We start from the raw sequence: 24,813 nt of genomic DNA on the forward strand, positions 1-24,813 counted from the left end.
GCTTCCAGGTCTTCGGCAGGGACCGCGAGGGCGACTGCGGCAGTCCCCGCAGCGATGGATGCGGAGTTCGCGGCGAGCGTGCGGCTCGGAGGGTGAACGTCGCCCTCCGGTCCGGCGAGCGCGGGAGGCTGGTCTCGGACCTGACGCGCCGTCGAAGCCGGCGGGTGCCGGCGGCGAAGACGCCGTTGCGCGACGGCGTTTGCACGGATGCGGATCGCCGCGGGCGGGGCGGCCGCGTTCCGGCAACGGGCGGCCGGACGGGGCGTAACCCCGTCCGGCCGGATGCGAAGCCTCGGGAGGCTCCTTTCGGCTTTGCGATCACATACGCTTCATCATCATGCGGCGCTTCATCATCCGCTTCCGCATCATGCGCTTCTTCATCATCATCCGGTCGCCGTGCATCATCCGCACCTGCGTGACCGGGGTCTCGCCCGCCTGAAGCCCCGAGGGACCGGCCGGGACGGCCGAGGCCGAGCCGGCGGTGAGGATCAGGCCGCCGAACAGGCCGGCCGCGACGAGCACGCTCTTCATCGTCATCATGGTTCGTTGGCTCCCGTATGATCCGAAACCTCAGGCGAGGTCCGGGACTCTGTGCTGTCATGCCCCGCGGATGCGGGGCCGCCAGGGGACCGCGAAGGGACCGCGAAGGGAGCGATCCGTCCGGCCAGACATGCGTCCGTCATCTCCGAGTGGGTGGAGACCGACCCGATACGCGGGACGATGGGACAACGGGTTCAGGCTTGGCCGCAGATCGCGGCCGAAAACATCGCCGACAGGCGATCCACGACGGCGGGACCGTTGCGAGGGATGAAGTCGAGGGGGCGCCTCTGCACCGCCGAAGCCCGTCAGGCGCGGGCGGCGCGGGCTTGCGCGTTGCCGTTGAGGCCGGCGCAGAGGTCGTCGACCTCTGCGATGTCGAGGGCCTCGCCGCTCTCGGCGGCGATGGCGTCGATCAGGTGGTCCTGGCGGGGATCGAAGGGGTGCCCCTGCATTCGATAGAACTGGTAGTAGCGCAACGCCGCCAGCACGGTATCGCGCTCGCGGGCGGTGACCGTGAAGTTCTGCATGGGCTCTCGCTCCCCTGTGGCTTCAGCGAACGCTCGGGGTCTGCCGCGGCGACCACCCCAAGCTTGAGCGTTGTAAGGGCTAAGCTGCGGGCTCGTCCATGTCTTGACAGCGTCGGTGCGCGTGATTCGCGGCGGACATACGCGCCGCGCGCAAGCGAACGCTGTATCGCATCGGGGAATGAGTTCGGTCCATCAGAGATGTAGCGGGCGGACACGATCCGTCACAATCCGAGCTCGGCCAGGAACGCGGGCACCGCCTCGCCGGCCCGCCCGTAACGGGCCTCGTCGAACGCGTCGGCGTTGTCGGACGGCGCGAGGTTGATCTCGCAGGTCCGGATGTTCCGGGCGCGGGCGAGGCTCACGTAGCCCGCCGCCGGGTAGACCGAACCCGAGGTGCCGACCGCGACGAACAGGTCCGATCCGGCGAGCGCCGCCTCGATCGCATCGCGGTGATGGGGCATCTCGCCGAACCACACCACGTCCGGACGCAGCGTCCCGATCCGCGCGCAGTGCGGGCAGACATCGGTGCGCAGGATGTCGGTGCGGCGCGCGAAGGTCCGGGTGCAGGCTTGGCAGAGGACTTTCAGGAGTTCGCCGTGCATGTGGACGACGGTCCGCGAGCCCGCCCGCTCGTGCAGGTCGTCGACGTTCTGGGTGCACAGGAACAGGCGCCCGCCGCGCGCCGCCAGCCGCGCCTCGGCGCGCGCCAGGGCCGCATGGGCGGCGTTGGGCACGGCCGCGAGCACGCCGCAGCGGCGCAGGTTGTAGAAGTCGAGGACCGTGTCGGGGTCTTCCGCGAAGGCCTCGGGCGTCGCGAGCCGCATCGGGTCGAACCGGCTCCACATCCCGCCGGCATCGCGGAAGGTGCCGAGCCCGCTCTCGGCCGAGACGCCGGCCCCGGTCAGCACGAAGACGGCCTGCGGTGGGGATCTCAGCATGAGGGTAAGCCTGTACCGCGCTTCCGGGGAGAGCCCGCGTCGCGCCGGTGCTATAGGGGCTGATGCGCCTCATCGCACGCCTCGTCCGCGGCGCCTTCGCCCTGCTCCTCGCGATCCCCGCGGGCGCTGCGGTGCTGCTCGCCGCCCTCGTGCTCGATCCCGTCGCGAGCGTCTGGCTGACGAGGGGGGCGATGGCCGGGCTCGATGCCGGCCTGTCGGACCTCGCCGCCGGCCTGCCGCCGGAGAGCCTTCCGCTGCTGATCGCCGGACTAGCGCAGGCCTCGTTCGTGCTCCTCGCGGTGCCGCCGACCCTCGTCGCCCTGATCGGCGAGACCCTGCGGCTCCGCGGCCTGTCCTGGTACGGGGGCGCCTGCGCCCTGCTCACCGCGGCGCTGCCCTGGCTCGCCCGCGGCGCCGTCCGCCCCGGCGGCGCCGGTCAGGTCGCCGCGGAGGCGCGGATCACCGCGATCCTGTTCGTCACGGGCGCGAGCGCGGGCCTCGTCTACTGGCTCGTCGCCGCCCGCCGGCGTGACGCATCCGCGATACGCCTCGGCAGCCCGGGGATCGACCGGACACCGTAGCTCGCCCGCGGCGCGCGTAACCGTTCCGCATACAACGCCCGACCTGCCGTCATGGCCCGACCGACAACGGCGGTGGAACGGACGTTTCGTGCGGCGCTCCAACTTTCGGGGTTCTGGGGCGCGCCGCAGGCGCTATGGTGGACAGGATGATCCGGACCCGCGCCGCCCTCGCCCTCCTCCTCGCGCTCGGCACCGCGGCTCACGCCCAGGCCCTGCGGGCGCCGGAGCCGCCGCCGATCCCGTCGGACGACGCGCGGATGCTGCCCGTGCTCGCGGCCCACGGCATGGTCGCGAGCCAGGAGGCACGGGCGACCCGGGTCGGCGTCGAGGTGCTGAGGCGCGGCGGCAACGCGGTCGACGCCGCCGTCGCGGTGGGCTTCGCGCTGGCCGTGACCCTGCCGCAGGCGGGCAACCTCGGCGGCGGCGGCTTCATGATGGTGCACTTGGCCGCCCGCGGCGAGACCGTGGCGATCGACTACCGCGAGACCGCGCCGCGGGCGGCGCGTGCCGACATGTTCCTCGGCCCCGACGGCCAGCCGGACCGGGCGGCCTCGACCCGCACCGGCAAGGCCGTCGGCGTGCCGGGCTCGGTGCGGGGCTTGGCCGAGGCGCACCGTCTCTACGGCTCCGGCAAGCTGACGCTCGCCGAGTTGATCGCACCGGCGGAGCACCTCGCGCGAGAGGGTATCCCGGTCGTGGGCGGCTTGGCCGACTCCCTGCCGCGCGCGAGTGCCCTCCTCGGGCGCTGGCCCGCCACGCGCGCGATCTTCTTCCGCGGCGACGTCCCCCTGCCGCGGGGCGACGTCCTGGTGCAGACCGACCTTGCCGACACCCTCCACGCCATCGCCGCGCAGGGGCCGGACGCGTTCTACACGGGCCCCGTCGCGAACAGGATCGCGGCCGCGGTGCGGGGCGCGGGCGGCCTGATGACCCCCGAGGATCTGTCCGCCTACCGGGTCGAGCTCCGCAAGCCGGTGCGAGGGTCCTATCGCGGCTACGGCGTCGTCTCGATGCCGCCGCCGTCCTCGGGTGGCGTCCACCTGATCGAGATCCTGAACATCCTCGAAGGCTACGACCTCGCCGCCATGGGCGCCGGGAGCGCGGCGGCGATCCACACCATGGCCGAGGCGATGAAGCCGGCCTACGCCGACCGGGCGCGATGGCTCGGCGATCCGGACCGGGTCCAGGTTCCGGTGGCGGGCCTCGTGTCCAAGCCCTACGCGACGCTGCTGCGCGGCGCGATCGATCCGAACCGCGCCCGCCCCGCCGACGCGGTGGCGGCCGGCGATCCCCTCCCGCACGAGCACGACCAGACCACGCACTTCTCGGTGGTGGACGCCGACGGCAACGCGGTCGCCAACACCTACACCCTCAACTTCTCCTACGGGATCGGGCTCGTGGCCGAGGGCACCGGGGTGCTCCTCAACAACGAGATGGACGATTTCTCCGCCAAGACCGGGACCCAGAACGCCTTCGGCCTCGTCGGCGGCGAGCCGAACGCCGTGATGCCCGGCGCCCGCCCGCTCTCGTCGATGACGCCGACATTCCTGTTCCGGGATGGTCAGCTCTTCCTGGTGACCGGTAGCCCGGGCGGCAGCCGCATCATCACCACGGTGCTCGACGTGATCGTGAACCTGATCGACTTCGGCATGAACCTCGCCGAGGCGGTGGACGCGCCGCGCATCCACCACCAGTGGAAGCCCGACGTGCTGGTGGCCGAGGAGGGGCTCTCCCCCGACACCCTCGCCCTGCTGCGCGCGCGCGGCCACGCCGTGCGGGTCGGCACGAGTTCGGGCTCGGCCAATTCCATTCTGCGCCTCGGCGGCCTGCTTGCCGGCGCCGCCGATCCGCGCCAGCGCGACACCCTCGCGGAGGGATATTGAGGCGGAACGCGCGCATCCGCGCGGATTTCTCAACCGAATCTTCGCCTCCGCCTGCCCAAATGCCGCTTTGCGAGGTGCGCGGCATGATCACCGGAATGCCCCTGAGCGGGATCGGACTCCTGCGTCAGGCCGACCTCGAAGGCACGGCGCGCGCGCATGCGGCCCTGGAGGGCGCGTCCGGCGCCGCGACCCTCTCCGTGGAGATCGAGCAGGCGGGCGGTCCCGCGCTCGGGGCGAAGGATGATGGCGCGGCGGCGAACCCATCGCCGGACCGGCATCGGATCGACATCTCGGTCTAGGGTGCTTCCCGACGAAGTGGACACCGGTTCGTCGCAAGGAAGCACGTCAAAACAAGACCTTAGAGCCGTGCCCGACCCAACGTGGTCGGGCACGGCTCCAGGCGTTTCGGCAGAACGTCCACGGCACGGCCAGGACGCGACGGTGCGAGGGGCGATCTGCGAGATGCCCTCGATGCGGGGCAACGCTTGGCCGCCGGCCCGCGAGCACGTTAAGAGGAGGACCGCCACAGCAGGTGCCGATGCTCGTCGTCCGATCCCTCGCCTTCAACCTCTGCTTCTACCTTGCCACCGCCCTGATCGCGGTCTGCGGTCTGCCGATGCTGATCTCCGGACGGTCCGTGCTGCGGCTGGCGCGGTTCTGGGCGCACGTGACGCTCTGGCTGCTGCGGGTCGTCGCCGGCACGCGGGTCGAGTTCCGCGGGCTGGAACACGTCTCCACCGGGCCGATGCTGGTCGGCGCCAAGCATCAATCGGCCCTCGAGACGCTGGCCCTGTGCACGGTGCTTCCCGACTTCGCCTACATCCTCAAGCGCGAACTGCTCTGGATCCCGCTGATCGGCTGGTTCCTGTCGCGCAGCGGCATGGTCGCGATCGACCGGGCCAGGGGCGCCCGCACCATGGGCCTGATGAACGCGGCGGCCGCCGATGCGATCCGCGGCGGGCGGCAGCTCATCATCTTCCCCGAGGGCACCCGCCGCCCGCCGGGCAGCCCGCCCTCCTACAAGCAAGGCCTGTCGCACCTCTACGCGGCGCTGGACGTGCCCTGCCTTCCGGTCGCGCTGAACACCGGCCTGTACTGGCCGCGCCGGAGCCTCGTCCGCCGTCCGGGCACGGCGGTGATCGAGTTCCTGGCGCCGATCCCGCCGGGGCACGGGCGCGCCGCCTTCCTCGACCTCGTCGAAGACCGGATCGAGGCCGCCTCGAACGCGCTGCTGGCCGTAGGCCGGGCGGAACTGGCCGCGGACGGACGCATGTCCTCCCCGCGGAACAGCCATCCCGAAACCTCGCGCCCGGTCTGAGTGTCCCGGGTTCCGACCCGCGAAATCGACGGTGACCGGCAACCGGCGCGGTTGTGGAGAACCCCTGGACCTCCCATCTCAGCTTCATGATACGAATCGCTTGACGGCGGCGAAAACTCGAACCAGAATGGAACAAATGGCGAACAAAAGAGCCCTGTCCTGGTCGGCCGCACTTCGCGACCTCAAGGACGATCGCACCCGGAGACAGGACGTGCGTGAAGAACGCTTGCGAACGACGGCGGGCCTGCGCGGCACCCCGGCCCTGGCGCTCAGCGCATGGCGCGGACGCTCGGGCAAGCGCTACGTGGTCGGCATCCACGCGCTGAGCGCCCCCGACCTCGACGAGATGGGCGAAGCGGTGGTCATCGCCGTGCGGCGCGACCCGGCCGGCATCGCCGAACTGGTCGCGGTGTCGGCCTCCGGCGAGAGCCCGCGGGAACGCCTGAGCCGGACGTGGCTCGCCCGCGCCCGCAAGGAGGGCGCCACCGAGATGCACGTGCATCGGCTCGCCGAGGACGAGACCGAGCGCCGGGCCATCGTCGAGGATCTGCGGGTCGAGAACGCGGACCCTGCGCTCGCCTGAGGCGGGCTCCGCCCCAGTTTCGCCGCCAGTGTCACCTCATGCCTGTCCGAGGCGGACGCCGTCGCCGGGGACGGTCCCGCCGACGCGGCGAAGGTGGAGTGCGCGATGCAGGAAGCGGTGCGGCACGACCCGTCCGACGGCGTGCCGCCGGGGAAATTGCGCTCCCGGCGCGGGCTCTTCCTGCCCTACATCCTGCTTCTCATCCTGGCGCTGGGGTGGTCGGCCGGATGGTTCTACGTCCGCGGCAAAACGGCGTCCGAGATCGATGCCTGGATCGGTCGCGAGGCCAATGCCGGGCGAACCTGGACCTGCCTCGACCGGACGATCGGCGGCTACCCGTTCCGGATCGAGCTGCGCTGCGCCGGCCTGACGCTCGACCGCGCGGACGGGCGTTTCCGCCTCGGACCGCTCACGGCGGTCGCGCAGGTCTACCAGCCCCGCCACGTCCTGATGCTGGCCGAGGGACCGTTCCACGTCGAGCAGGGGAACCTCGTGGGCGACGCCGCCTGGACCCGGCTGGAGGGCAGCTTCCACGGCGCCTCGGACGGGTTCGTTCGCGCCTCGCTCGTGGTCGACGGGCCGAAGGTCACGGTCGCGGGTGCCGCGCCCGAGCCGATTGCGGTGGCGGCCCGACACTTCGAACTGCACGCCCGGCCGACGCCCGGCCGCTTCGCCTCCGACGGCGCCGTCGACGTGAGCCTTCAGCTCTCCGAGGCGCTGGCGCCGGTTGCCGACGCCTTCGTGGGCAACACCGATCCCGGCGACATCGCCCTCGACGTGACCGTGAACCGCGCCAGCCTGCTCCGGACCGGCACGGTGGCGCGCGAGCTGGAGCGTTGGCGGCAGGCGGACGGGAGCCTTGAGATCGCAGGCCTGTCGCTGGCCAAGGGCGACCGACGGGTGCAGGCCAAGGGCAGCCTCGACATCGATTCGGGCCACCGCCCGGCGGGTCAGCTCGACCTGCGCGCGGCCGGCGTCGAGGCCCTGGTGGGCTCGATCGTCGGCCAGCGCTTCGGGGCCGACCGCGGCGCGCTGATCGGCAATCTCGTGGGCGGCCTGCTCGGCATGCGCCGCGCCGCCCCCGGCGATCCCGCGGCGCCGGCCGGCGATACGACGCTGAGAGCGATGCCGCCGCTGCGGCTGGCCGACGGGCGCCTGCTGCTCGGACCGATCGCGATTCCGAACGTCCGCCTGCCGATCCTGTACTGAGAGACTCCGGCGAGGGACCCCTGCCCCTCAGAACTCCATATCGAGCTCCTCGATCTCTTCCGGCTCGTCGGCGGCGGCCTCGGCCCACTCGACCATCAGCGGCCAGTGCAGGATGGCGTCGCGGTAGGCGGTGGCGCGGGGCGGGAGCTTCACGTCGTAGGTGCGGAAGCGCGTGCAGACGGGCGCGTACATCGCGTCCGCCAGGGTCGGGCGCCCGCCGAAGAGGTAGGGGCCATCGTAGCGGGCGAGGCAATCGTCGAAGATCGTGACGATGCGCTCGATGTCGCCGCGCGCGCCGTTGAACACGCGAAAGCTCGGATGGAAGGCCTTGAGGTTCATCGGCAGGGCCGAGCGCAGGTTGATGAATCCGCTGTGCATCTCGCCCGCGATCGATCGGCAATGGGCCCGCGCCGCGACGTCGACCGGCAGGAAGCCGGCATCGGGGAAGGTCTCGTTGAGGTACTGCGCGATCGCGAGCGTGTCCCACACCACGATGCCCGCGTGGCGCAGGCGCGGCACCAGGAACGAGGGTGAGAGGTGGAGCAGTTCGGCCCGGCTGGTGGCGTCGCCCGACAGCATCTCGGTCTCGAACTCGAGCCCGGCCATCCGGCAGATCAACCAGCCGCGCAGCGACCAGGAGGAGTAGTTCCGGCTCGAGATCGTCAGCGTCGCCGCGGCCATGATCGTTCTCTCCGGCGCCATCGCGTTCGGGGGCCGATCCAAGACTCGTGCCGAACGCGGGCGACAAGGCCCAGCCGCCCGCTCACGGGCACCACTACGGCGTGGCGGGCTTCGGGCTCACTCGCGCCGCAGGAGGGCGGCGACGTCGGCCTGCTCGGCGGGCGAGAGCCCGCGCTCGACGGCCGGCGCCCTGCGGCGGGACAGCCGCCAGATGCCGAACCCGCCGAGCAGGACCGCCAGCAGCGGGGTGAGCCAGAGCAGCAGCGTGTGGGCGGCGAGCACCGGGCGCAGCAGCACGAACTCGCCGTAGCGGCTCACCACGTAATCCTCGACGCCCTGGTTGCTGTCACCGGCGCTGAGGCGCTCGCGCACGATCACGCGCAGGTCACGCGCCAGCGGCGCGTCGGAATCGTCGATCGACTGGTTCTGGCAGACGAGGCAGCGCAGGCCCGCCGAGATCGCGCGGGCGCGATGCTCCAGGCCCGGGTCCTTCAGGACCTCGTCCGGCTGCACCGCCTGCGCAAGGCTCGCGCTCGCCAGCAGCGCCAGGACCGGAAGGGTGCAGCGAACGCCCAAGGCCATCACTCGGCGGGGACCGCGTGGGGCGGCAGCCGCCTCGGCTTGGCCCGGGCCGGGGCGCCGACGCGCATGCGCCGATCGGTGAGCGAGAGGCCGCCGCCTGCCGCCATCACCACGGCACCGAGCCAGATCAGCAGCACCAGGGGCTTGTAGTACAGGCGCAGGCCGATGCCGCCGTCGGGCGCGATCTCGCCGAGGCTGGCATAGACTTGGCTCGCGCCGATCGTGAGCAGGCCCGACTCGGTCACCGTCATCTTGCGGCTCGGATAGAACCGCTTGCCCGTGTCGACGTGGCCGATCTCGTCGCCGCCGCGATTGCGGATGGTGAGGAAGGCGGCCGCCTCCTCGTAGTTCGGGCCGGCGCGGGGTGCGACCCGATCGAGGGTGGCGACGTAGGGGCCGGTGGCCAAGGTCCCGCCCGGCCGCAGGGTCGCGAGGCCTTCGGTCGCCCAGCCCTGCGCCGCGATGCCGAGCACCACCACGCCGACGCCGGCATGCGCCAGCGCCGTGCCCCAGGCCGAGCGCGGCAGGCCGATCGCACGGCGCCACGCCACGCCCGCGCCCCTCGTGCGGCCGGCACCGTAGCCGCGGGCCCGCGACACGATCTCGAGGACGGAGCCGACGATGAGGTAGGCGCCGAGGCCGATGCCGACGGGCGCCATGGCGGGGCCGCCCCAGGTCCAGGCCAGGGCGGCGAGGCCGATCGCGAGGGCGATGCCCAGCGCCGCAAACAGGCGTTGCGCGGCGGCGAGCGCGTCGCCGCGCTTCCACGCCAGCGTCTGCCCGAACGGCACGATCAGCAGCAGCGGCACGGCCAGCGGCACGAAGGTGTAGTTGAAGAACGGCGGCCCCACCGAGATCTTCTCGGCCGTCAGCATCTCCAGGAGCAGCGGATAGAGCGTGCCGACGAGCACGGTCGCGCAGGCCGCCACCAGGAACAGGTTGTTCATCACCAGCGCCCCCTCGCGGGAGATCGGCGCGAACAGGCCGCCCTGGCGCAAGCTGGGCGCACGCCACGCGAACAGCGCGAGCGAGCCGCCGATGAACAGCACCAGGATCGCGAGGATGAAGACGCCGCGGGTCGGGTCGGTGGCGAAGGAGTGGACCGAGGTCAGCACGCCGGAGCGGACGATGAAGGTGCCGAGCAGCGACAGGGAGAAGGCGAGGATGGCGAGCAAGACCGTCCAGACCTTGAGGGCGTCGCGCTTCTCCATCACCACGGTGGAGTGCAGCAGCGCGGTGCCGGCGATCCACGGCATCAGCGAGGCGTTCTCGACCGGGTCCCAGAACCACCAGCCGCCCCAGCCGAGCTCGTAGTAGGCCCAGTACGAGCCCATCGCGATGCCGAGCGTCAGGAAGCTCCAGGCGGTCAGCGTCCAGGGCCGGACGGCGCGGGCCCAGACGGCGTCGATCCGGCCCTCGATCAGCGCGGCGATGGCGAAGGCGAAGGTGATCGAGAAGCCGACGTAGCCGACGTAGAGCAGCGGCGGGTGCACCGCGAGGCCGAAATCCTGCAGCAGCGGGTTGAGATCGTTGCCCTCGACCGGCGCCGGGACCATGCGCGCGAACGGGTTCGAGGTCGTGATGATGAACAGCACGAAGACGAAGGTGATGAAGCCCTGCACCGCCAGGGTGTTGGCCCGCAGCACCGGCGGCACCGAGTCCCTGGCCACCGCCACGCAGGCGCCGAACACCGTCAGGATCAGCACCCACAGGAGCATCGAGCCCTCGTGGTTTCCCCAGACGCCGGACAGCTTGTAGATGAAGGGCTTGGTCGTGTGCGAGTTCTCGACCACGTTCTGGACCGAGAAGTCCGAGGTCGCGTGGGCGTAGGTCAGCGCGGCGAAGGCGAAGAGCACGCAGGCGAAGGCACCGAGTGCTGCCGGCGTCGCGACCTGCCGCAGGGCGGCGTCCCCCGAGCGCGCGGCCCAGAGCGGCATCACCGCCTGGGTGAGCGAGAGCGCCAGCGCCAGCGCCAGCGCGAAATGTCCGACCTCGACGATCACTTAGGCTTCACCCCCGACACGCATCACGGCCTCACCGCTCGCTGCGCGGGCCGAGGGTCTTCTCCTCGGCCGATGCTGCCTTCGGCGGTGCCTTGCCGCTCTTCTGGTCGCCCCCCTGCCAGCGCCCCTGCGCCTTCAGCGCGTCGGCGACCTCGCGGGGCATGTAGGATTCGTCGTGCTTGGCCAGCACGGTGTCGGCGCGGAAGACGCCGCCGGGTTCCAACATCCCCTCCGCCACCACGCCCTGGCCCTCGCGGAACAGGTCGGGCAGGAGGCCCTTGTACTGCACCGGGACGGTGGCGTTGGTGTCGGTCACCGCGAAGTCGACGGTCTGGTTCGGCCCGCGCTGGAGCGAGCCGTCCTTCACGAGGCCGCCGAGGCGGAAGCGGGTGCCCGGGCCGACGCCCTGCGCGGCCACCTCGGAGGGCGAGCGGAAGAAGACGATGGAGCCGCTCATCGCCGACAGGATCAGCCCGACCGCGAGCGTGAGCACGGCCCCGCAGGCGGCGATCAGGATCAGGCGGCGGCTCTTGCGCGTCACGACGTCCGTCCCCCAGGGGTGGATCCGATGTCCGGCCGAACCTGGGACCGGGACGGAACCGTTCTAACGTTTCTCACGTCAGGATGTCGGCTGCGGCGCGGCGCGGGTCAAGCCGCGCGGGCCGGGACCGATTGTCAGGGGCGGGATGGAAGGCCGAGTTCCCTGGCCAGCGCGTCGAGGCGGTCGGCAGCGCTGGGGTCGGCGGCGAGCGCCATCCGGGCGCGGTCGAGCACCCGCGCCGCCTGGACCCGCTCGCCGAGCGCGCTGTAGGAGCGCACGAGGCGCAGCCACTCGTCGGCGCTGCCGCCCTTGGCCGCGAGGCGCCGGTCGAGGCCGGCGACCATGCCGCGGATGGCGGCATCGCGCTCGGCCGGCGGCATCGCCTTGACCGCGGCGACCGCGGAATCCGTGTCGGCACGGGCTTCCGGGCCCGCGGTGTTGAGGGCAGGCGGCATCGCGGCGGCCGTCCCGCCCGATGCGCCGCCCCGCGCCGCGAGGCCGAGGTCGCGTACGCCCGATTCGAGATCCGCGAGCGCCTTCGGGTCACCCCTCAGCGCCGTGCGTGCGCGCTCCAGCACGGCCTGCGCCCTGTCGGGCTCGCCGAGCACGCCGCGGGAGCGCGCGAGGCGGAGCCACTCGTCGACGGTGCCGCCCTTGGCCGCGAGGCGTTCGTCGAGGCCGTCGACCATGCCCTGGATCGCCGCCCGCTGCTCGGGCGGCATCCCAGCCGATCCCGCCGCCGGCGCGGCGGCCGACGCCTGCGGCGCGGGCTCGCCCTTGAGCCGCGCGAGGGTCTCGCGGACGAGGCCGAGCCAGGGGGCGTCGGCGGGACTCGCATCGTTGAGCACGGTCAGTTGTCGGATGGCCTCGGGCGTGTCGCCCGCCTGCTCGGCGGCGCGGGCGAGGTAGAAGCGGGGTTTGGGCGCCTTGGCGTCGAGGACCAGCGCCCGCTCCAGCACGGCCTTGGCCTCGCCCGTGACCACGCCGTTGCCGGCGGCGACCAGCGCCTCGCCCCAGTCGGACAGGCCCTCGGCGGTCTCGCCCTTGAGGCGCGACACCGCCTCGTAGGCGCGGGCCGCGTCCTCGAACCGGCCGAGCCGCATGTAGACGGGCGCCAGCACAGCCCAGCCGCGGGCGTCGTTGGGATCGCTCGCCAAGCGCGCCTCGATCTGGCCGACGGCCTTCATCAGGTCCCCGGTGCCGGCCTGCGCGGCCTGCCGGTCGGCGGGCGTCTGCGCCGGCAGGTCGGGCGAGCCGTAGAGGCCGTAGGCCAGGAGCGCGACCAGCGGAACGGTGGAGAGCGCGAAGGCGGAGGCCGCGCGGCGCTCGCGCAGGCGCGGCTCGGCCACGGTCGCCTCGTCGGTGCCGACGGCGCGGCTCGCCCGCAGCAGGCGGCGGGCCGCCTCGGTGCGGGCGGACTCGGCCTCGACCGGCGCGATCAGGCCGCGCCCGAGATCCCGCTCGATCTCGGCGAGCTGGTCCTCGTAGAACCCGGTCTCGGTGGAGACGCCCGCGGCGTCCGGAACGACGGCGGAGCGGCGCGACAGCGGCCAGAGCAGGGCCAGCACGGCCGCGGCGGTCATCGCCGCCAGGATGAACCAGATCGCCGTCATTGCATTCTGGTCCGACCTCGCTGCACCGTCGTGGCGACCGCGGCCGTCCCATCCCCCCTGCTGACCGCCTGCGCGGCATGGGCATCCGGCCATGCAGGCGGTTCCCCGTGATCGCGCCACAGCCTAACCGATGTGGAGACCGGCCGCGGGCGGCACGATGATCGCCCTCGGCGACACGGTGTCACGCACCATCCCCGTGCTGACAAGGCCTTGCGCGCGGATGCCACCCAACGGCGCGAACGCGCAACGGCGATCAGTGGCCCGCGACGCCCTTGGGCGCGTCGCCCGGCACCTCCAGCACGGCGCGCAGGCCCCCCAGCGCCGCCTGCTCCAGGCGGAAGCGGCCGCGGTAGAGGGTGGCGAGGTCGGCGACGATCGAGAGGCCGAGGCCGGAACCGGGCTTCGATTCGTCCATCCGCCGGCCGCGGCCGAGCATCGTCGAGCGGGCCTCCTCCGGCAGGCCGGGGCCGTCGTCCTCGATCGCCACGCGCAGGTGGGGATAATCGTGCTCGGCCACCGCCTCGGCCCGGATCGCGACCCGGCCCCGCGCCCATTTCGAGGCGTTGTCGACGAGGTTGCCGACCATCTCCTCGAAGTCCTGGCGCTCGCCGCGGAAGCGCAGGCCCGCCGGCACGCTGACCTCGTAGGCGATGTCCTTGTCGCGGTAGATCTTGCCGAAGGTGCGCACCAGACCTGCCAGGGCCGGCTCGACCTCGGTCGAGGTGCCCAGCGTGCCGGCGAGCGCGGCGGCCCGCGCCCGGTCGAGGTGATAGTTCACCTGATCGCGCATCACCGCCGCCTGCTCGCGGATCTTCTGGGCGAGATCGCCGGGGGCGTCGGCCGCGCCGACCTCGTTGACGATGATCGAGAGGGGGGTCTTCAGGGCGTGGGCGAGGTTGCCGACCTGGGTGCGGGCGCGCTCCAGGATCTCGCGGTTGGTCTCGATCAGGAGGTTCACCTCGCCGGTGAGCGGGGCGATGTCGCGCGGGTAGGTGCCGGTGATCCGGTCGGCCTCGCCGCGGCGGACGGCGCCGAGCGCCGCGCGCATCTTCTTCAGGGGCGCGAGGCCGAAGCGGATCTGGAGCAGGGTGGTCAGCGCCAGGAACAGCCCGAGGAGACCGAAGGTGACGACGAGCGAGTTGCGGAAGCGCTCGACGTCGTTGACGATCTCGTCCGCCGGCCCCGCGACCCGCACGGTGTAGCGCCCCTCCTCGCCGAGATCGACGTCGCGCTCGATGATGCGCAGGGCGCGGTCGTCCTGCGCCTTCCCGTAACCCTGGCGGATCTGGCCGACGCCCACCTTGCCGTCCGAGCCGGTCGCGGCCTTCAGCGGCACGCCGACCAGCGAGCGCGAGGTGCGCACGTCCCGCGGCCGGGCCTCGGGCTTGCCCACCTGCCAGTACCAGCCCGAGAGCGGCAGGTCGAAGCGGGGGTCGCCGAGGGAGAATGCGCGGGTCTCAGGGTCGCTCGGCGAGATCAGGTCGGTGGCGAGGGTGTTGGCGAAGACGAGCAACCGGCTGTCGAAGGCGCGTTCGGTGGTCTCGCGGTAGAGCGTCGTCAGGATCCAGGCGGCGATCAGCAGGATCGCGGAACTCGCGAGCAGCGCCGACACGGCCAGCCGCACCGCGATCGAGCGGCGGCGCAGCGACAGGAGGCTGAGGAGGGCGGTCATCGGGGCGGCGTCAGCGAACTGCCCTTCGATGGCTTGGCCGCCGCGCGCTGGTAGAGGAAGGCACCCACGACGGACACGATGGTGCCGCCACCGACCGTTCCAGCGACCCAGGGCTCGCCCATCCAGAGCGCCAAGGCCGACACGGACAGGGCCGCGAGCGCGAACAGGATCGCGCTCACCTGCCCCCGGCCCTCCTTCGTGATCGCCGCATCGAGGGCCTTCCGCTCGTAGGCACGGCGATGCTCGGATTCCTGTTCCCATTGCCGGAAGATGCGTTCGGGCGCGTCTGGGACAATGGCCCGGAATTCTTCAAGTACGGCTGGGGGCGGCAGCGGCCCCTGCCAGTAGGCGCTGCGCTCGACGACCGATGTCTTCCGTTGATCGGGCTCGCCCTGATCCGTCGAGGCAGCTTGCCGGGCGGGTGGTCTATTCCGGCTTTGCTTGCGCACGTGCCCGCTCACGCGCGATCACGCCGCGCAGGTCATTGCCGATCCGAAGGCCGTCGCCGCGAAGCGCATCCGCCTCGTCCCGATGCGGGTAGCGCAGCGGCTCGGCTCCAGCGGGCCGGAACGACACGAGGCCCCCGAGCCCGGCGATGAAGCTGCCGAGGCGCGTCTTCTGACCGGTCGTGGAAACCAATGCGGGCGTCATGGCTGCAACAATCGGCGAGAGAGGCATCGCGACGTGGGAAACGCAGTGATCGATCGCGTAGAAGGCGGACGTTCCCGAAGTTCAGGAATCCGCGCGTCGCGCGCAGTACGATCTAGTACGGCTTCAAGCGTTTTGCCAACGGCGCCCCGTTCGCCCCTCAGACCCGCGCCGGCGGCTGGCTCGGATCGACCAGATACCCCAACCCCCGCACCGTCTGGATCAGGTCCACCGCGAGCTTCTTCCGGAGCCGCCCGACGAACACCTCGATGGTGTTGGAATCGCGGTCGAAATCCTGGTCGTAGAGGTGCTCGGTCAACTCGGCGCGGGACACGACGCGGCCGGTGTGGTGCATCAGGTAGGAGAGCAGCCGGTACTCGTGGCTGGTGAGCTTCACCGGATTGCCGTCGACGAACACCCGCCCTGAGCGGGTGTCGAGGGTGACGGGGCCGCAGGCGATCTGGGAGGTGGCGTGGCCGGCGGCGCGCCGCAGCAGCGCGCGCACGCGCGCCATCAGCTCCTCCATGTGGAAGGGCTTCGTCACGTAGTCGTCGGCGCCGGCATCGAAGCCGTCGACCTTGTCCGACCAGCGGTCGCGGGCGGTGAGGATGATGACGGGCGTCTTGATCCCGGCCCGGCGCCACTTCTGCAGCACGCTGACGCCGTCGGCCTTGGGCAGGCCCATGTCGAGGATGATCGCGTCGTAGGGCTCGCTCTCGCCGAGATAGCCGCCCTCCTCGCCGTCGTAGGCCTTGTCGGCGACGTAGCCGGCCTCCTCCAGCGCGTTCACCACCTGCCGGTTGATGTCCCGGTCATCCTCGACGACGAGCAGACGCACGGATCACTCCCCTTCGCGATTGGCGGTCCGGGCCACCACGGCCCGGCCCCATCAGTCCTGACCGGCGACTTGGCCCGTCTTGCCATCGACGATCACCTGCACGAAGTGCCCGTCCCGGCGCAAGGCGGTGAGCACGTAGACGAGGCCTTCGGCGTGGCGGCACAGGCTGGCGCGCTGGATCTCGGCGCGCGGGATCACGGTCCGCGCGGCGCGAATCGCCGCCACGGGGGGAATCACGCGGTGCTCGGAGACCTCCTCGCGCATGTCGGCCGGCGACAGGCAGGCCTCGATCCGCAGCGCGGGCGCCGGCGCGGCGCCGGGCGCTGCCTCTCGTGTCTCCTGGGCAAGCGTGCCGAGGCCGTCCGCAGCGAAGGCCGCGGCAGTCAGGCAGAGTGCGGCGAGGGCGACGGCGTGGCGCATGGACATCAACACTCGGCTTCGGGCCGTGAATGCGCCCTGAATGCCGCTGTTCCGCCGGTTGCGTCGGCGCTCATGCCGGCTCGGTCCGCGGCCCGTCGCGGCGCGTTTCAGCGTCGACCGGCACGGAACCGCGGACCTGACGGCGAGAGGCGTTCAGGTTCCCGCGCGCGCTGACCGGTGCATCGGGTTCATCGTCGGGCGGCGGCTCGGCCGGAGCAGCCGATCTGGTTTTGAACCGTGTCACCGGAGCGAGGCACGGCCGGCGTCGGCAGCTCCGCGGAGCGGGTGCCGTGATGCCTGCTGCCGGCCGTGTACGAGACGAAGCCGCAGAGCGCGAGGAACAGGGCGGCCCCCGCCGCGCGATAGAGGCGGGTCAGGATACGGTCGAGGATGGCGCTCATCGCAGATCCCCCCGCAGGACGCGCCAGATCTGGCGCACGAGCGGCAGGCGGTCGACGCCGAACTGCGCCAGGGCGAAGGCCGTGACGACGACGGCGACGGCGGCGTGCTTCATCCGCCGGTAGAACCGGGCGAGCGCGCGCCGCTCGATCCGGTCGTCGATCAGTTCGTCGAGCGCGGTGAGCCGGTCGGGGGTCTGGCGCCGGATGAAGGTGCGCCACTCCGTGCCGAAGCGGACGACCAGCCGGTCCTCCTCGGCGCCGACGGCGCCGGGCTCACCGTAGGCGCGTCGGACCATCGTCTCGCCCAGGCCCTCCTCGGGCGGCGGCAGCACCCGGCCGACGCCCGCGCCGATGGCGTCGAGGGCGGCCCGGCGGCAGGCGGACGCCTTCTCGCCGCGCGGGGGACGGGTCGCGTTCATGCTGCCTCCCGAGAGTCCTTCGGCCCGCCCGTCGGAGCGACGGGGGCGCCGACCTACGTCGCCGCGAGCCCGGTCGCGGCGAGCGCGGGCGCCAGGGTGTTCGCGGCGGTCGCCCGATCCTCGAGGGCGAGGCGGCGAAACACCTTCTCGGCGATGCCGGGCAGGCCGCCGGCCGCCTTGACCAGGAAGCCAGGCACCTGATCGGCCGCCCGCTGGACCGCGGCGGCGATCACCGCCGAGCCGAGGGGCACGGTGAGCACCCGCCCCTTGGCGGCGCCGGCCACCGCGTTCAGCGCGTAATCCGTCACCCGGCGGACCATGCCCTCGACCGCGGCCTTCGAGACGACGTAGGCGAGCATCGGCGCCGAGCGCGCGATCATCCCGGTGACGAGGGCGGTGAGCAGGGGCGCGAGCACCGCCTGCGCCGCCGTCCCGAAGGCGACGAGCCATTCGCCCCACGGCAGGACGAGGGCGCCCCCGGCGGCGGCACGGGTCGGCGATGGCATGAGGCAGGCGCAGGCGAGCGCCGTCGCCGCGAGCAGCAGGCGGTTCATCGGAAATGTCCTTGCGGTTGGGAAGGCGCGGCTGGCCCGGCCGGCTCGGGGTCCCGGGTCAGGCCGCGCGGGCGGCGATCCAGGCGGCGGCGCGCGCGCGCAGGCTCGGCCGCGGCACCACCGGCGCGACGGCGGGCGAGGCGGCCGCGCGGCCCGGCACGACGGCCACGGGGACGATGGGCGCGGCGGCCATGGTCGGGCGCGGCAGCGCCGCGGCGTAGGGGGTGACGAGCTGGTCCGCCTCGGCGCGGCGGCGCGGCAGGATCGCCGCGGGCTTGCGCCACAGCAGCAGGGCGTTGCGGGCACCGGCCATGTCGCCGGCGTTGAGGCGGGCGAGGAAGGTCGAGCCGGAAAATCCGCCCGGCCCGATGTTGTAGCAGACGGACACCAGCGCATCGAAGGTGTGCTGCCCGACCGGGACCGTCAGGCCCTTGCGGACGGCCGCGACGTACGTCGCCGCGTCGCGCGCGAAGATCGCGTCGCACTCGGCCGCGGTGATCCTGAGACCCGGCGCGACCCGCGGCGGCCCGGCCGCCGCGGTGTGGCCGATGCCGATGGTGAGCACGCCGACACTGTCGCGGTAGGCCTTCAGGCGCCGGCCCTCGCGCGCGATCAGGACGGCCTCGCCGACGGGTGAGAGGTCCATGGCGGTCTCCGGAGTGTGATGGGGGATTGGTGATCAGACGTCCGGCGGATAGGCCGCCGGGTCATCAGCCCGCACCGGCGCGGCGGCCGTTTCCGAAGGCGGCGGGGTCGCCGCCCGGTGGACAGGAAAGACGCTTCTCCGATAGATCGCGGAACACGCCGCGCCGCGCGCACGGGACCGGTCGCTGCTCGAACCGGGGATGCTCCGGGGAAGGGCCTATCCGCTTGACGCCCTACGAAACGCTTCCGTCCCGCGCGTTCTGGCGTACGGCCGTCGCATCCCGGAATCCGCTCGCGATCGAAGATCTGTGGTCCCCGAAATGGGACATCGGACCGGACACGGCCTTCGCGACGGCCGGCAGTTGCTTCGCGCAGCACATCGGATCGGCCCTGCGCCGTCGTGGTCATGCCTGGGTCAACGCCGAACCCGCACCGACCTGTATGCCGGAATCGATCCGTCCGACGTTCGGCTACGACCTGTTCTCCTTCAGGACGGGCAATGTCTACACAGCCTCCCAGTTGCGCCAATGGCTCGATTGGTCAGCCGATCCTGGCACCGTCCCGACCGAGATCTGGACCGGTGCGGGACGCTTCTACGATCCGTTCCGACCCAGCATCGAGCCGAACGGCTTCCGCTCCCCGGACGAGCTCGAACGTTCGAGGCGAAGCCTGCTGCGCGCCATCGCCGACGCCGCCGCCCAGGCGGACGTGTTCATCTTCACCCTCGGCCTGACGGAATGCTGGAGGAACATGGAGGCCGGATACGAGTATCACACCTGCCCCGGCGTCGTAGCCGGAGCCTTTGACAAGCAACGGTATCGTTTCCACAACCAGACATTCCATGAGATCAAGCTCGATCTCATCCATGTCTTATCCGCATTGCGACGGATCAATCCGAGGATCAGGCTCCTCCTCACGGTATCGCCCGTACCGTTGACCGCGACGGCCTCCGCGCAGCACGTCCTCGTCGCCACAAGTCATTCGAAATCGGTCCTGCGGGCCGTTGCCGGCGAACTGAGCGCCAGCTACGAATACGTCGATTATTTCCCATCCTACGAGATCATCAGTACGTCGCCCTTCCGCGGGATGTTCTTCGATCCGAACATGCGGACCGTGAGCCGGTTCGGCGTCGACGTCGTCATGAGCCACCTGTTCGCGAAGATGGCACCACCCCCGACCGTTCCATCGCCGGCCCCCAACGCACGGCCGGCCGATCCCCTGTGCGACGATGCTGCCCTCGAAAACTTTGCCCGACGCTGAATTCCTCCTCCTCGGCGATTCCCATGCGCTCGCCATCCGTGACGCCGCGAGCAGCCGCGCCGTACCGATCGTCGGCGGCATGCTCGAAGGCGGGCGGAACCTGAACATCGCGTTCCACAGGCGCGCGGGGCAGGATGTCGTCTTCGACGATCCCCGCGTCGACGTGCTCTACCGGGACCATCTCGCATCGCTCGGCATCGACCGCATCGGCGACCTGACGATCCCGCTTCTATGCACCGTAGGGATGAACATCCATTACCTGTCGGGCATGGGATTCTGGGACGGCCTGACGCTGGTCGACCGGCCCGATGCGCGCTTCCTGAGCTACGCGGCCCTGACCGAGACGGTCCGGGCGTTGATTTCCGGCGCGCTCGACTTCTACGGCGATGTCGCGTCCATGGGACTTCGAACGTTCAGCGTGCTTCCGCCACGCCGGACTCCGAACACGTCAACGAATTCGCGTCCGGACTTCTTCCTTGCTCTCGAAGACATCGTAGGAGAGCTAGTCGAGCAGGCAGGCGCGACGGTGATCGATCACAGATCCGTGTCCTTGGACGACGCTGGAGACCTGAAGGCCGAGTTCCGTCATCCGAATTCCAGCGACGACGTCCACGGCAGCGAAGCGTTCGGCGGCCTGATCCTCTCCGAGATGCTCGAACGGATTCATCCGTCACCGCGATGAGCCGAGTCCATCGGCAGGCCGCGCTCACGCCATCTGCCGCACGCCGAAGAACGCATCGGCCGCCGCGACGTAGCCGTCGGCGCCGGTGAAGCGGACCCAGACCTCGATCGCGTCGCCCGCGGCGAGCTTGAGCGTCGAGGTCAGGCTGAGCGCGGTGACGCCGTCCACGAGCGGTCCGGCGGCGGCGGCGCGCCCGCGCCCGGCGGCCGCGCCGTTGCGGTAGAACTGGACCTCGAAGGCGGCGGGCGCGCTGGTGCCGTTGCGCTTGTAGCCGAGCGCCGTGCCGAGGCCGTACAGGCCGGCCTCGGGCGCGACGAAGCGGTTGTCGGATGCCGCGAAGGCGCCCTGGTCGTTGCTGTCGGCGGCGTTGAACTGCACCTTCGTCCAGGTGCCGGCGGCGACGTAGTTGTCGAAGTTGGTGGTGGCCGCAACCTTGGCGAAGTTGCAGATGCGCTTCCAGGCCGTGCCGTTGTACCACTTCAGCGCCGCGACCGTGCTGCTGGCGTAGAGCTGGCCCTGGGCCAGCGCGGTCGTCGGGTCCGAGGCCATGGGATTGAACTTGGCTGAACCATTCCCCTCCACCGCGAAAGCCTCGCTCAGGATGGTGGTGCCGATGGCGGCGGTGATGAAGACGATGCGCGTGCCCTGGGCGGAATCCGTCCAGTTCTCGGCCGCACGGAAGTTCAGGCCGATCCGAGCCGTAGGGGAGTAGGCCGTGGCCCCGTAGCCGAAGGCGGTGAACTGGCCGAGCGTGTCGTTCAGCTGGATTGCGGAGGGCGCAGCCGCGCTCCCGCGGGCAGCCCGGAAGATGAAGTTGCCCGGCGTGTTGGTGCCGAACGTGTCGAACACCAGCCGCGCCTGGAGCCCGTCGGCGCCGGAGACCCGCAACACCGTCTGGATCGGCGGATCGGGGAGCGCGCCCGCGTTGGCGCTCACCTCCAGCGGCCCGTTGATCCGCCCGAGCGTGAGCCGGCCGGTCGCCGCGGAGGCGGTCAGCGGCGTCGAGAAGGCCGCCCCGTCGGGGCTGACCTTGAGGGCGAGGTCATCGGTCCCGAGCGTCCCGAACAGGGCGCGGGTGGAGAACCCCGTCTGGAACACGTAGGCGGCATCGTTGGCGGCCGCCTTCTTGTTGACGGTCGTGCGCATGTTGCCGGCGCCGGGCGCGGCATCGTCCCAGGAGAACAGGGCGGCCTCGGACTTCACCGCGAGGCGGTTCACCGCGTCCGCCGCCGTGCCGATCCCGAGCCGGGCGAGGTTCTGGAGGATCGTGAGGGTCGCGCGGAAGCTCGTCCAGGCGCTGCCGGTGAAGGTGTAGAGTTCGGCCTCGTCCGCCACGAACGCGAACCAGCCCGGGCGCGGCGCGAGCCCGACCCAGACCCCGTCCCGGAAGCAGGCGATCTGCCCGGAGAGCCCGGCCCACGCACCGGTCGGGTTCTCCGCGGCGATGAGGTAGCGGTCGCCCTCGGCCGGGCTCGCCGGCGGGGCGGCGAGGTCCTTGTCGCGGCAGGCGAGCTGCACCAGCGCGTCGAGCAGCGTCAGCGCCTCGTTGTGGGTGACGTGCTTCTGCGCCTGATTGGCCGCGATCAGGGGCAGCGCGAGGTTCGTCGTCGTGTCCGACATGGGATGCATCCTCCGGGATCATGCTCCGGATCTCGGAGCCGCGCGGCTGCGCTGGGGATCTGCGGGCGGCGCCCTCGCACCTGGGCGTGCGGGGTCAGGTCGCGCCTCCGGCGCATCGACCGGGCGCGTTCAGGCCGCGCGCACCGGCACGCGGGCGCGGCGCGACTCGCCCGGTCCGAACACCGCCCCGACCTGCGCGACGGCGACGTCGAGGACGGTCTGCGGGCCACCGAAATCCGCGGCCTCGTCGGTGTAGAGGAGGCCCGGCCCGGCGGCGGCGAGGCTGCGCAGCAGGTCTCCGTCGCCCGAAAAGATCGAGACGGCGTAGGCCTCCGCCGCCTCGTCCAAGGGGATGTCGGCGGCCTCCCAGGCGTCGCCGTCGCGGCGGGCGCGTCGGGTCCAGCTCAGGCGCACCCCGGCGGCGTCCCGGCGGGCCCGGAGGTGGACCGGGCTCAGCGGGCGCAGGGCCGACAGGCCGCCGGTGGCGGAGAACTCGGTGAACGACGGGTCGCCGGGGTCGCGCGAGGCCGAGCCTACCCGGTAGCGGAAGCGGCGCCCGGCCTCGTCGAGACGGTCGACGAGGGGCACCACGGCGCCGTCGTCGAGGCGCACGATCAGGCTGCCGGCGGGCGCCGGGCGGGCGGCCGCGGCCTCGCTGCCGGCGAGCCCGCGCAGGAACCCGGTGAGCCGGAACGTCTCGGAGCCGGTCAGCACGGCGCCCGACGCGGACAGGATCTCGATCGTGCCGTCGGGGGCGAGCACCGCGAAGAGGTTGCCGCCCGCCAGCATCGCCGCCGGGTCGATGCTGGCCAGCGCGCCGGCGTTGCGCAGGGTCACGTCCAGGCGCGCGTTGCGATCCGGGCGCCAGAGCGGGCCGGGGGGCAGTGCGCTGAGCGTCCGCCCGAGGCAGGCGGGATAGTCGGCAAGGCCATGGAGCGCCAGCCGGCGCCTCCGTCCCGTCGGCGCGCCAGATCGCGAGCGCGCCGGGCCAGGGCTCGGCGGACGCCGCGAGGACCTGCAGGGCGGTGGGCGTGCCCCGGTCGGCGGGCAGGTCGAGGGCGAGGGCGAAGGGCGCGCCCGTGAGCGCGGGCGGCCGGATCGTGGGCTGCGCGGGCGCGCGCAGTGCCGGGCGGGTGCCCGGCCCGTGCAGCGGCACGCCGCGGGCCTCGATGCGGCGCCCGCCGGGGCCGTCGTCGATGCGGGCGATGCGCAGGAGCCCGGCCTCCGTGGCGAGCAGGTCGCCGGGCTCCAGTTCGATCCGGCGCGGGCTCAAGGTGAGCCCGCCCGTGTCGCGGGCCGCGATGGCCCGGTCGAGGAGGGCCTCGGCCAGACCGTCGGCGGCGTCGCGGCGGGTGACGACCGCCGCCTCGATCCGCGTCTCGCGCCGCCGCCCGCCGGCGGGGCGGATCGCGGCGGCGGCGGCCCTGCGGTAATCCGGGTTCTCGGAATCGGTGAAGCCGATCTCGATCGACCGGGGCAGGCTGCTCTCCTCGGCCCGCACCCTGCGGAACGGCGCCTCGTCCTCGGAGACGCGGACGAGGTCCGCCTCCGTGATCGCCACCGCCGCCTCGCGCCGCGGGCCGCGCAGGCGCAAGGTGCCGGCGACCGCGGATACGTCGAGGCCGTAGACCTGCGCCAGCGGCTCCAGCGCCGCGCGGGCCGAGAGCGGCCGGTCGATCACCGCGCCGTCGAGGAAGGCGGCGGCCTCGATCGCGGCGGGGGCCTCGACGCCGAGGTCGGACAGGATCGCCGCGACCATCAGGTCGAGTTCGCAGCCCTCGATGCGGCCGGTAATCCAGTGGCCGACCCGCCAGTTCCCGGCATCCGCCCACACGCTGCCGGAATCCGGGAAGGCCGGGTAGGGCCGCGCGTCCCAGGCCCAGACGAAGATCGAGGCGGGATCGACCATCGGGCCGCCGTAGAGCGGCGAGACCGGGTTGTGGGCCGGATCGAAGCCGTCCGCGGCAGGATCGAACCGGCCGAGGATGGCGGAGAGCCCGCGGATTTGGATCAGCTCGTCGCGCAAGCCCCGCGAGCCCGGCGGGAAGGCGTTCTCCGAGGATTTCGGGTCGGGGAAGACGTTGGGGCCGTTGGTGCCCTTGTCGACCGCCGGCACGCCGACCTCGGTGAGCCAGATCGGCTTGGCCCGCGGCACCCAGGCCGTGGTCCGGGTCTCCGCGGCGGCGTCGTGCTCGACGTGGGCGTTCGACCACCAGCCGACGAGGTCCTTGGCCCGGAAGGTCCAGGGCTTGCCGTGGGCGCCGTCGGTGATCGGCGTGCGGACTTGGCCCACGCGGGCTGCGTCGTCCGCGTAGTACCAGTCGAAGGCCTCGCCCGCGGCGAGCCGCTTCTTGAGGTAGGCGCGGTCGGTGATGTCGTCGGCCTCCGTGAGGTCCGCGTGACCGGGCGCGTCGCGCCAGTCCGAGATCGGCGGGTAGTAGTCGATCCCGACCGCGTCGATGCTGGCATCGGAGAACAGCGCGTCGAGGGGAAAGCGCACGGTCGCGCCGCCGTCGAGGACGTGGGCGCCGTACTCCGTCCAGTCGGCGGCGTAGACGAGCTTCACGCCGGGCCCAAGCGTCGACTTGAGTTCGCGGGCCAGCGCGGTCAGCGCGGCCACGGCCGGGTAGGCGCCGCCCGCGCCGCCCGCGCCGC

Annotated in this window: 27 protein-coding genes and 1 pseudogene; 8 read left to right on the forward strand and 20 right to left on the reverse strand. The window is 72.2% G+C overall.

Annotated elements, in window-relative coordinates:
• Window positions 1-318: 318 nt before the first annotated feature.
• The 3 genes from ACFE8Y_RS05305 to ACFE8Y_RS05315 form a co-directional block, all read right to left on the reverse strand.
• Window positions 319-540, reverse strand: coding sequence for a hypothetical protein (locus ACFE8Y_RS05305; protein ID WP_375463350.1), 222 nt, complete (start codon window positions 538-540; stop codon window positions 319-321).
• Window positions 541-845: 305 nt separating this feature from the next.
• Window positions 846-1,067, reverse strand: a complete 222-nt coding sequence (locus ACFE8Y_RS05310) for a hypothetical protein (protein WP_375463351.1) — start codon at window positions 1,065-1,067, stop codon at window positions 846-848.
• Window positions 1,068-1,288: 221 nt separating this feature from the next.
• Entirely contained in the window at window positions 1,289-2,005 is a 717-nt protein-coding gene (locus ACFE8Y_RS05315) for an NAD-dependent deacylase (protein ID WP_375463352.1), read from the reverse strand.
• Between the two features lie 62 nt (window positions 2,006-2,067).
• Here ACFE8Y_RS05315 and ACFE8Y_RS05320 point away from each other — a divergent pair, with 62 nt between their 5' ends.
• The 6 genes from ACFE8Y_RS05320 to ACFE8Y_RS05345 all read left to right on the forward strand — a co-directional run bounded on the left by ACFE8Y_RS05320 (window position 2,068) and on the right by ACFE8Y_RS05345 (window position 7,579).
• On the forward strand, window positions 2,068-2,586 hold the full coding sequence (locus tag ACFE8Y_RS05320; RefSeq protein WP_375463353.1) for a hypothetical protein: 519 nt from the start codon (window positions 2,068-2,070) through the stop codon (window positions 2,584-2,586).
• A gap of 146 nt (window positions 2,587-2,732) precedes the next feature.
• On the forward strand, window positions 2,733-4,469 hold the full coding sequence (ggt, locus tag ACFE8Y_RS05325) for a gamma-glutamyltransferase (RefSeq protein WP_375463354.1): 1,737 nt from the start codon (window positions 2,733-2,735) through the stop codon (window positions 4,467-4,469).
• An 83-nt stretch (window positions 4,470-4,552) separates the two neighbouring features.
• Window positions 4,553-4,768, forward strand: a complete 216-nt coding sequence (locus ACFE8Y_RS05330) for a hypothetical protein (RefSeq protein WP_375463355.1) — start codon at window positions 4,553-4,555, stop codon at window positions 4,766-4,768.
• Window positions 4,769-5,007: 239 nt separating this feature from the next.
• Window positions 5,008-5,787, forward strand: a complete 780-nt coding sequence (locus ACFE8Y_RS05335) for a lysophospholipid acyltransferase family protein (RefSeq protein ID WP_375463389.1) — start codon at window positions 5,008-5,010, stop codon at window positions 5,785-5,787.
• Between the two features lie 226 nt (window positions 5,788-6,013).
• Window positions 6,014-6,370 (forward strand): hypothetical protein, encoded by a 357-nt coding sequence (locus tag ACFE8Y_RS05340; protein WP_375463356.1) that lies wholly within the window; start codon window positions 6,014-6,016, stop codon window positions 6,368-6,370.
• A gap of 105 nt (window positions 6,371-6,475) precedes the next feature.
• Window positions 6,476-7,579, forward strand: a complete 1,104-nt coding sequence (locus ACFE8Y_RS05345; protein WP_375463357.1) for a DUF2125 domain-containing protein — start codon at window positions 6,476-6,478, stop codon at window positions 7,577-7,579.
• Window positions 7,580-7,606: 27 nt separating this feature from the next.
• On the opposite strand, the gene ACFE8Y_RS05350 is transcribed toward ACFE8Y_RS05345, so the two are convergent.
• From ACFE8Y_RS05350 to ACFE8Y_RS05415, 14 genes are all read right to left on the reverse strand, one after another.
• On the reverse strand, window positions 7,607-8,260 hold the full coding sequence (locus ACFE8Y_RS05350) for a glutathione S-transferase family protein (RefSeq protein ID WP_375463358.1): 654 nt from the start codon (window positions 8,258-8,260) through the stop codon (window positions 7,607-7,609).
• 117 nt (window positions 8,261-8,377) lie between these two features.
• Window positions 8,378-8,842 carry a cytochrome c-type biogenesis protein CcmH gene (locus tag ACFE8Y_RS05355; RefSeq protein WP_375463359.1) on the reverse strand — a complete coding sequence of 155 codons (465 nt, stop codon included), beginning with the start codon at window positions 8,840-8,842 and terminating at the stop codon, window positions 8,378-8,380.
• The gene (locus tag ACFE8Y_RS05360; protein ID WP_375463360.1) at window positions 8,842-10,845 is read right to left on the reverse strand and encodes a heme lyase CcmF/NrfE family subunit; all 2,004 of its coding nucleotides are present in this window, start codon (window positions 10,843-10,845) and stop codon (window positions 8,842-8,844) included. The genes ACFE8Y_RS05355 and ACFE8Y_RS05360 overlap by 1 nt, the downstream gene beginning before the upstream one ends.
• A gap of 31 nt (window positions 10,846-10,876) precedes the next feature.
• The gene (ccmE, locus tag ACFE8Y_RS05365) at window positions 10,877-11,386 is read right to left on the reverse strand and encodes a cytochrome c maturation protein CcmE (protein ID WP_375463361.1); all 510 of its coding nucleotides are present in this window, start codon (window positions 11,384-11,386) and stop codon (window positions 10,877-10,879) included.
• A gap of 134 nt (window positions 11,387-11,520) precedes the next feature.
• Window positions 11,521-12,999 carry a c-type cytochrome biogenesis protein CcmI gene (gene ccmI, locus ACFE8Y_RS05370; protein WP_375463362.1) on the reverse strand — a complete coding sequence of 493 codons (1,479 nt, stop codon included), beginning with the start codon at window positions 12,997-12,999 and terminating at the stop codon, window positions 11,521-11,523.
• 253 nt (window positions 13,000-13,252) lie between these two features.
• Complete coding sequence (locus ACFE8Y_RS05375; protein ID WP_375463363.1) at window positions 13,253-14,671, reverse strand: sensor histidine kinase; 1,419 nt, start codon at window positions 14,669-14,671, stop codon at window positions 13,253-13,255.
• Window positions 14,668-15,120, reverse strand: a complete 453-nt coding sequence (locus tag ACFE8Y_RS05380; RefSeq protein ID WP_375463364.1) for a DUF2335 domain-containing protein — start codon at window positions 15,118-15,120, stop codon at window positions 14,668-14,670. The genes ACFE8Y_RS05375 and ACFE8Y_RS05380 overlap by 4 nt, the downstream gene beginning before the upstream one ends.
• The gene (locus ACFE8Y_RS05385; RefSeq protein WP_375463365.1) at window positions 15,098-15,322 is read right to left on the reverse strand and encodes a hypothetical protein; all 225 of its coding nucleotides are present in this window, start codon (window positions 15,320-15,322) and stop codon (window positions 15,098-15,100) included. Before ACFE8Y_RS05385 ends, ACFE8Y_RS05380 begins: the two co-directional genes overlap by 23 nt.
• A 157-nt stretch (window positions 15,323-15,479) precedes the next feature.
• Window positions 15,480-16,157 carry a response regulator transcription factor gene (locus ACFE8Y_RS05390; RefSeq protein ID WP_375463366.1) on the reverse strand — a complete coding sequence of 226 codons (678 nt, stop codon included), beginning with the start codon at window positions 16,155-16,157 and terminating at the stop codon, window positions 15,480-15,482.
• Between the two features lie 51 nt (window positions 16,158-16,208).
• Window positions 16,209-16,577 (reverse strand): PepSY domain-containing protein, encoded by a 369-nt coding sequence (locus tag ACFE8Y_RS05395; protein WP_375463390.1) that lies wholly within the window; start codon window positions 16,575-16,577, stop codon window positions 16,209-16,211.
• 188 nt (window positions 16,578-16,765) lie between these two features.
• Entirely contained in the window at window positions 16,766-16,978 is a 213-nt protein-coding gene (locus ACFE8Y_RS05400) for a hypothetical protein (RefSeq protein ID WP_375463367.1), read from the reverse strand.
• Window positions 16,975-17,397: a hypothetical protein gene (locus tag ACFE8Y_RS05405; protein WP_375463368.1), complete on the reverse strand. Its 423-nt coding sequence runs from the start codon at window positions 17,395-17,397 to the stop codon at window positions 16,975-16,977. The genes ACFE8Y_RS05400 and ACFE8Y_RS05405 overlap by 4 nt, the downstream gene beginning before the upstream one ends.
• Window positions 17,398-17,450: 53 nt before the next feature.
• Complete coding sequence (locus tag ACFE8Y_RS05410; RefSeq protein ID WP_375463369.1) at window positions 17,451-17,951, reverse strand: hypothetical protein; 501 nt, start codon at window positions 17,949-17,951, stop codon at window positions 17,451-17,453.
• 58 nt (window positions 17,952-18,009) lie between these two features.
• Window positions 18,010-18,597, reverse strand: a complete 588-nt coding sequence (locus tag ACFE8Y_RS05415) for a lysozyme (RefSeq protein WP_375463370.1) — start codon at window positions 18,595-18,597, stop codon at window positions 18,010-18,012.
• A gap of 224 nt (window positions 18,598-18,821) precedes the next feature.
• Here ACFE8Y_RS05415 and ACFE8Y_RS05420 point away from each other — a divergent pair, with 224 nt between their 5' ends.
• Together ACFE8Y_RS05420 and ACFE8Y_RS05425 are read left to right on the forward strand one after the other, a co-directional pair.
• Window positions 18,822-19,856, forward strand: a complete 1,035-nt coding sequence (locus tag ACFE8Y_RS05420; RefSeq protein ID WP_375463371.1) for a GSCFA domain-containing protein — start codon at window positions 18,822-18,824, stop codon at window positions 19,854-19,856.
• Entirely contained in the window at window positions 19,825-20,538 is a 714-nt protein-coding gene (locus ACFE8Y_RS05425; RefSeq protein WP_375463372.1) for a hypothetical protein, read from the forward strand. Before ACFE8Y_RS05420 ends, ACFE8Y_RS05425 begins: the two co-directional genes overlap by 32 nt.
• A 24-nt stretch (window positions 20,539-20,562) precedes the next feature.
• On the opposite strand, the gene ACFE8Y_RS05430 is transcribed toward ACFE8Y_RS05425, so the two are convergent.
• The 3 genes and pseudogenes from ACFE8Y_RS05430 to ACFE8Y_RS05440 form a co-directional block, all read right to left on the reverse strand.
• Window positions 20,563-22,158, reverse strand: coding sequence for a DUF2793 domain-containing protein (locus ACFE8Y_RS05430; RefSeq protein WP_375463373.1), 1,596 nt, complete (start codon window positions 22,156-22,158; stop codon window positions 20,563-20,565).
• 129 nt (window positions 22,159-22,287) lie between these two features.
• Entirely contained in the window at window positions 22,288-22,995 is a 708-nt protein-coding gene (locus ACFE8Y_RS05435; RefSeq protein WP_375463391.1) for a hypothetical protein, read from the reverse strand.
• 412 nt (window positions 22,996-23,407) lie between these two features.
• Window positions 23,408-24,778, reverse strand: a pseudogene (locus ACFE8Y_RS05440) (glycoside hydrolase/phage tail family protein); the annotation flags it as partial.
• Window positions 24,779-24,813: the final 35 nt, after the last annotated feature.

This window comes from uncultured Methylobacterium sp., assembly GCF_964242245.1.
Lineage (GTDB): Bacteria > Pseudomonadota > Alphaproteobacteria > Rhizobiales > Beijerinckiaceae > Methylobacterium.

Bases quoted from the DNA above. Each gene is read 5' to 3' on its own strand.
- ACFE8Y_RS05385 (WP_375463365.1), bottom strand. From the start codon at position 15,322: ATGACGCCCGCATTGGTTTCCACGACCGGTCAGAAGACGCGCCTCGGC.
- ACFE8Y_RS05415 (WP_375463370.1), bottom strand. From the start codon at position 18,597: ATGGACCTCTCACCCGTCGGCGAGGCCGTCCTGATCGCGCGCGAGGGC.
- ACFE8Y_RS05330 (WP_375463355.1), top strand. From the start codon at position 4,553: ATGATCACCGGAATGCCCCTGAGCGGGATCGGACTCCTGCGTCAGGCC.
- ACFE8Y_RS05310 (WP_375463351.1), bottom strand. From the start codon at position 1,067: ATGCAGAACTTCACGGTCACCGCCCGCGAGCGCGATACCGTGCTGGCG.
- ACFE8Y_RS05430 (WP_375463373.1), bottom strand. From the start codon at position 22,158: ATGTCGGACACGACGACGAACCTCGCGCTGCCCCTGATCGCGGCCAAT.
- ACFE8Y_RS05410 (WP_375463369.1), bottom strand. From the start codon at position 17,951: ATGAACCGCCTGCTGCTCGCGGCGACGGCGCTCGCCTGCGCCTGCCTC.
- ACFE8Y_RS05335 (WP_375463389.1), top strand. From the start codon at position 5,008: ATGCTCGTCGTCCGATCCCTCGCCTTCAACCTCTGCTTCTACCTTGCC.
- ACFE8Y_RS05345 (WP_375463357.1), top strand. From the start codon at position 6,476: ATGCAGGAAGCGGTGCGGCACGACCCGTCCGACGGCGTGCCGCCGGGG.
- ACFE8Y_RS05320 (WP_375463353.1), top strand. From the start codon at position 2,068: ATGCGCCTCATCGCACGCCTCGTCCGCGGCGCCTTCGCCCTGCTCCTC.
- ACFE8Y_RS05355 (WP_375463359.1), bottom strand. From the start codon at position 8,842: ATGGCCTTGGGCGTTCGCTGCACCCTTCCGGTCCTGGCGCTGCTGGCG.
- ggt (WP_375463354.1), top strand. From the start codon at position 2,733: ATGATCCGGACCCGCGCCGCCCTCGCCCTCCTCCTCGCGCTCGGCACC.
- ACFE8Y_RS05350 (WP_375463358.1), bottom strand. From the start codon at position 8,260: ATGGCCGCGGCGACGCTGACGATCTCGAGCCGGAACTACTCCTCCTGG.
- ACFE8Y_RS05405 (WP_375463368.1), bottom strand. From the start codon at position 17,397: ATGAACGCGACCCGTCCCCCGCGCGGCGAGAAGGCGTCCGCCTGCCGC.
- ACFE8Y_RS05375 (WP_375463363.1), bottom strand. From the start codon at position 14,671: ATGACCGCCCTCCTCAGCCTCCTGTCGCTGCGCCGCCGCTCGATCGCG.
- ACFE8Y_RS05395 (WP_375463390.1), bottom strand. From the start codon at position 16,577: ATGCGCCACGCCGTCGCCCTCGCCGCACTCTGCCTGACTGCCGCGGCC.
- ccmI (WP_375463362.1), bottom strand. From the start codon at position 12,999: ATGACGGCGATCTGGTTCATCCTGGCGGCGATGACCGCCGCGGCCGTG.
- ACFE8Y_RS05305 (WP_375463350.1), bottom strand. From the start codon at position 540: ATGATGACGATGAAGAGCGTGCTCGTCGCGGCCGGCCTGTTCGGCGGC.
- ACFE8Y_RS05425 (WP_375463372.1), top strand. From the start codon at position 19,825: ATGCTGCCCTCGAAAACTTTGCCCGACGCTGAATTCCTCCTCCTCGGC.
- ACFE8Y_RS05400 (WP_375463367.1), bottom strand. From the start codon at position 16,978: ATGAGCGCCATCCTCGACCGTATCCTGACCCGCCTCTATCGCGCGGCG.
- ACFE8Y_RS05315 (WP_375463352.1), bottom strand. From the start codon at position 2,005: ATGCTGAGATCCCCACCGCAGGCCGTCTTCGTGCTGACCGGGGCCGGC.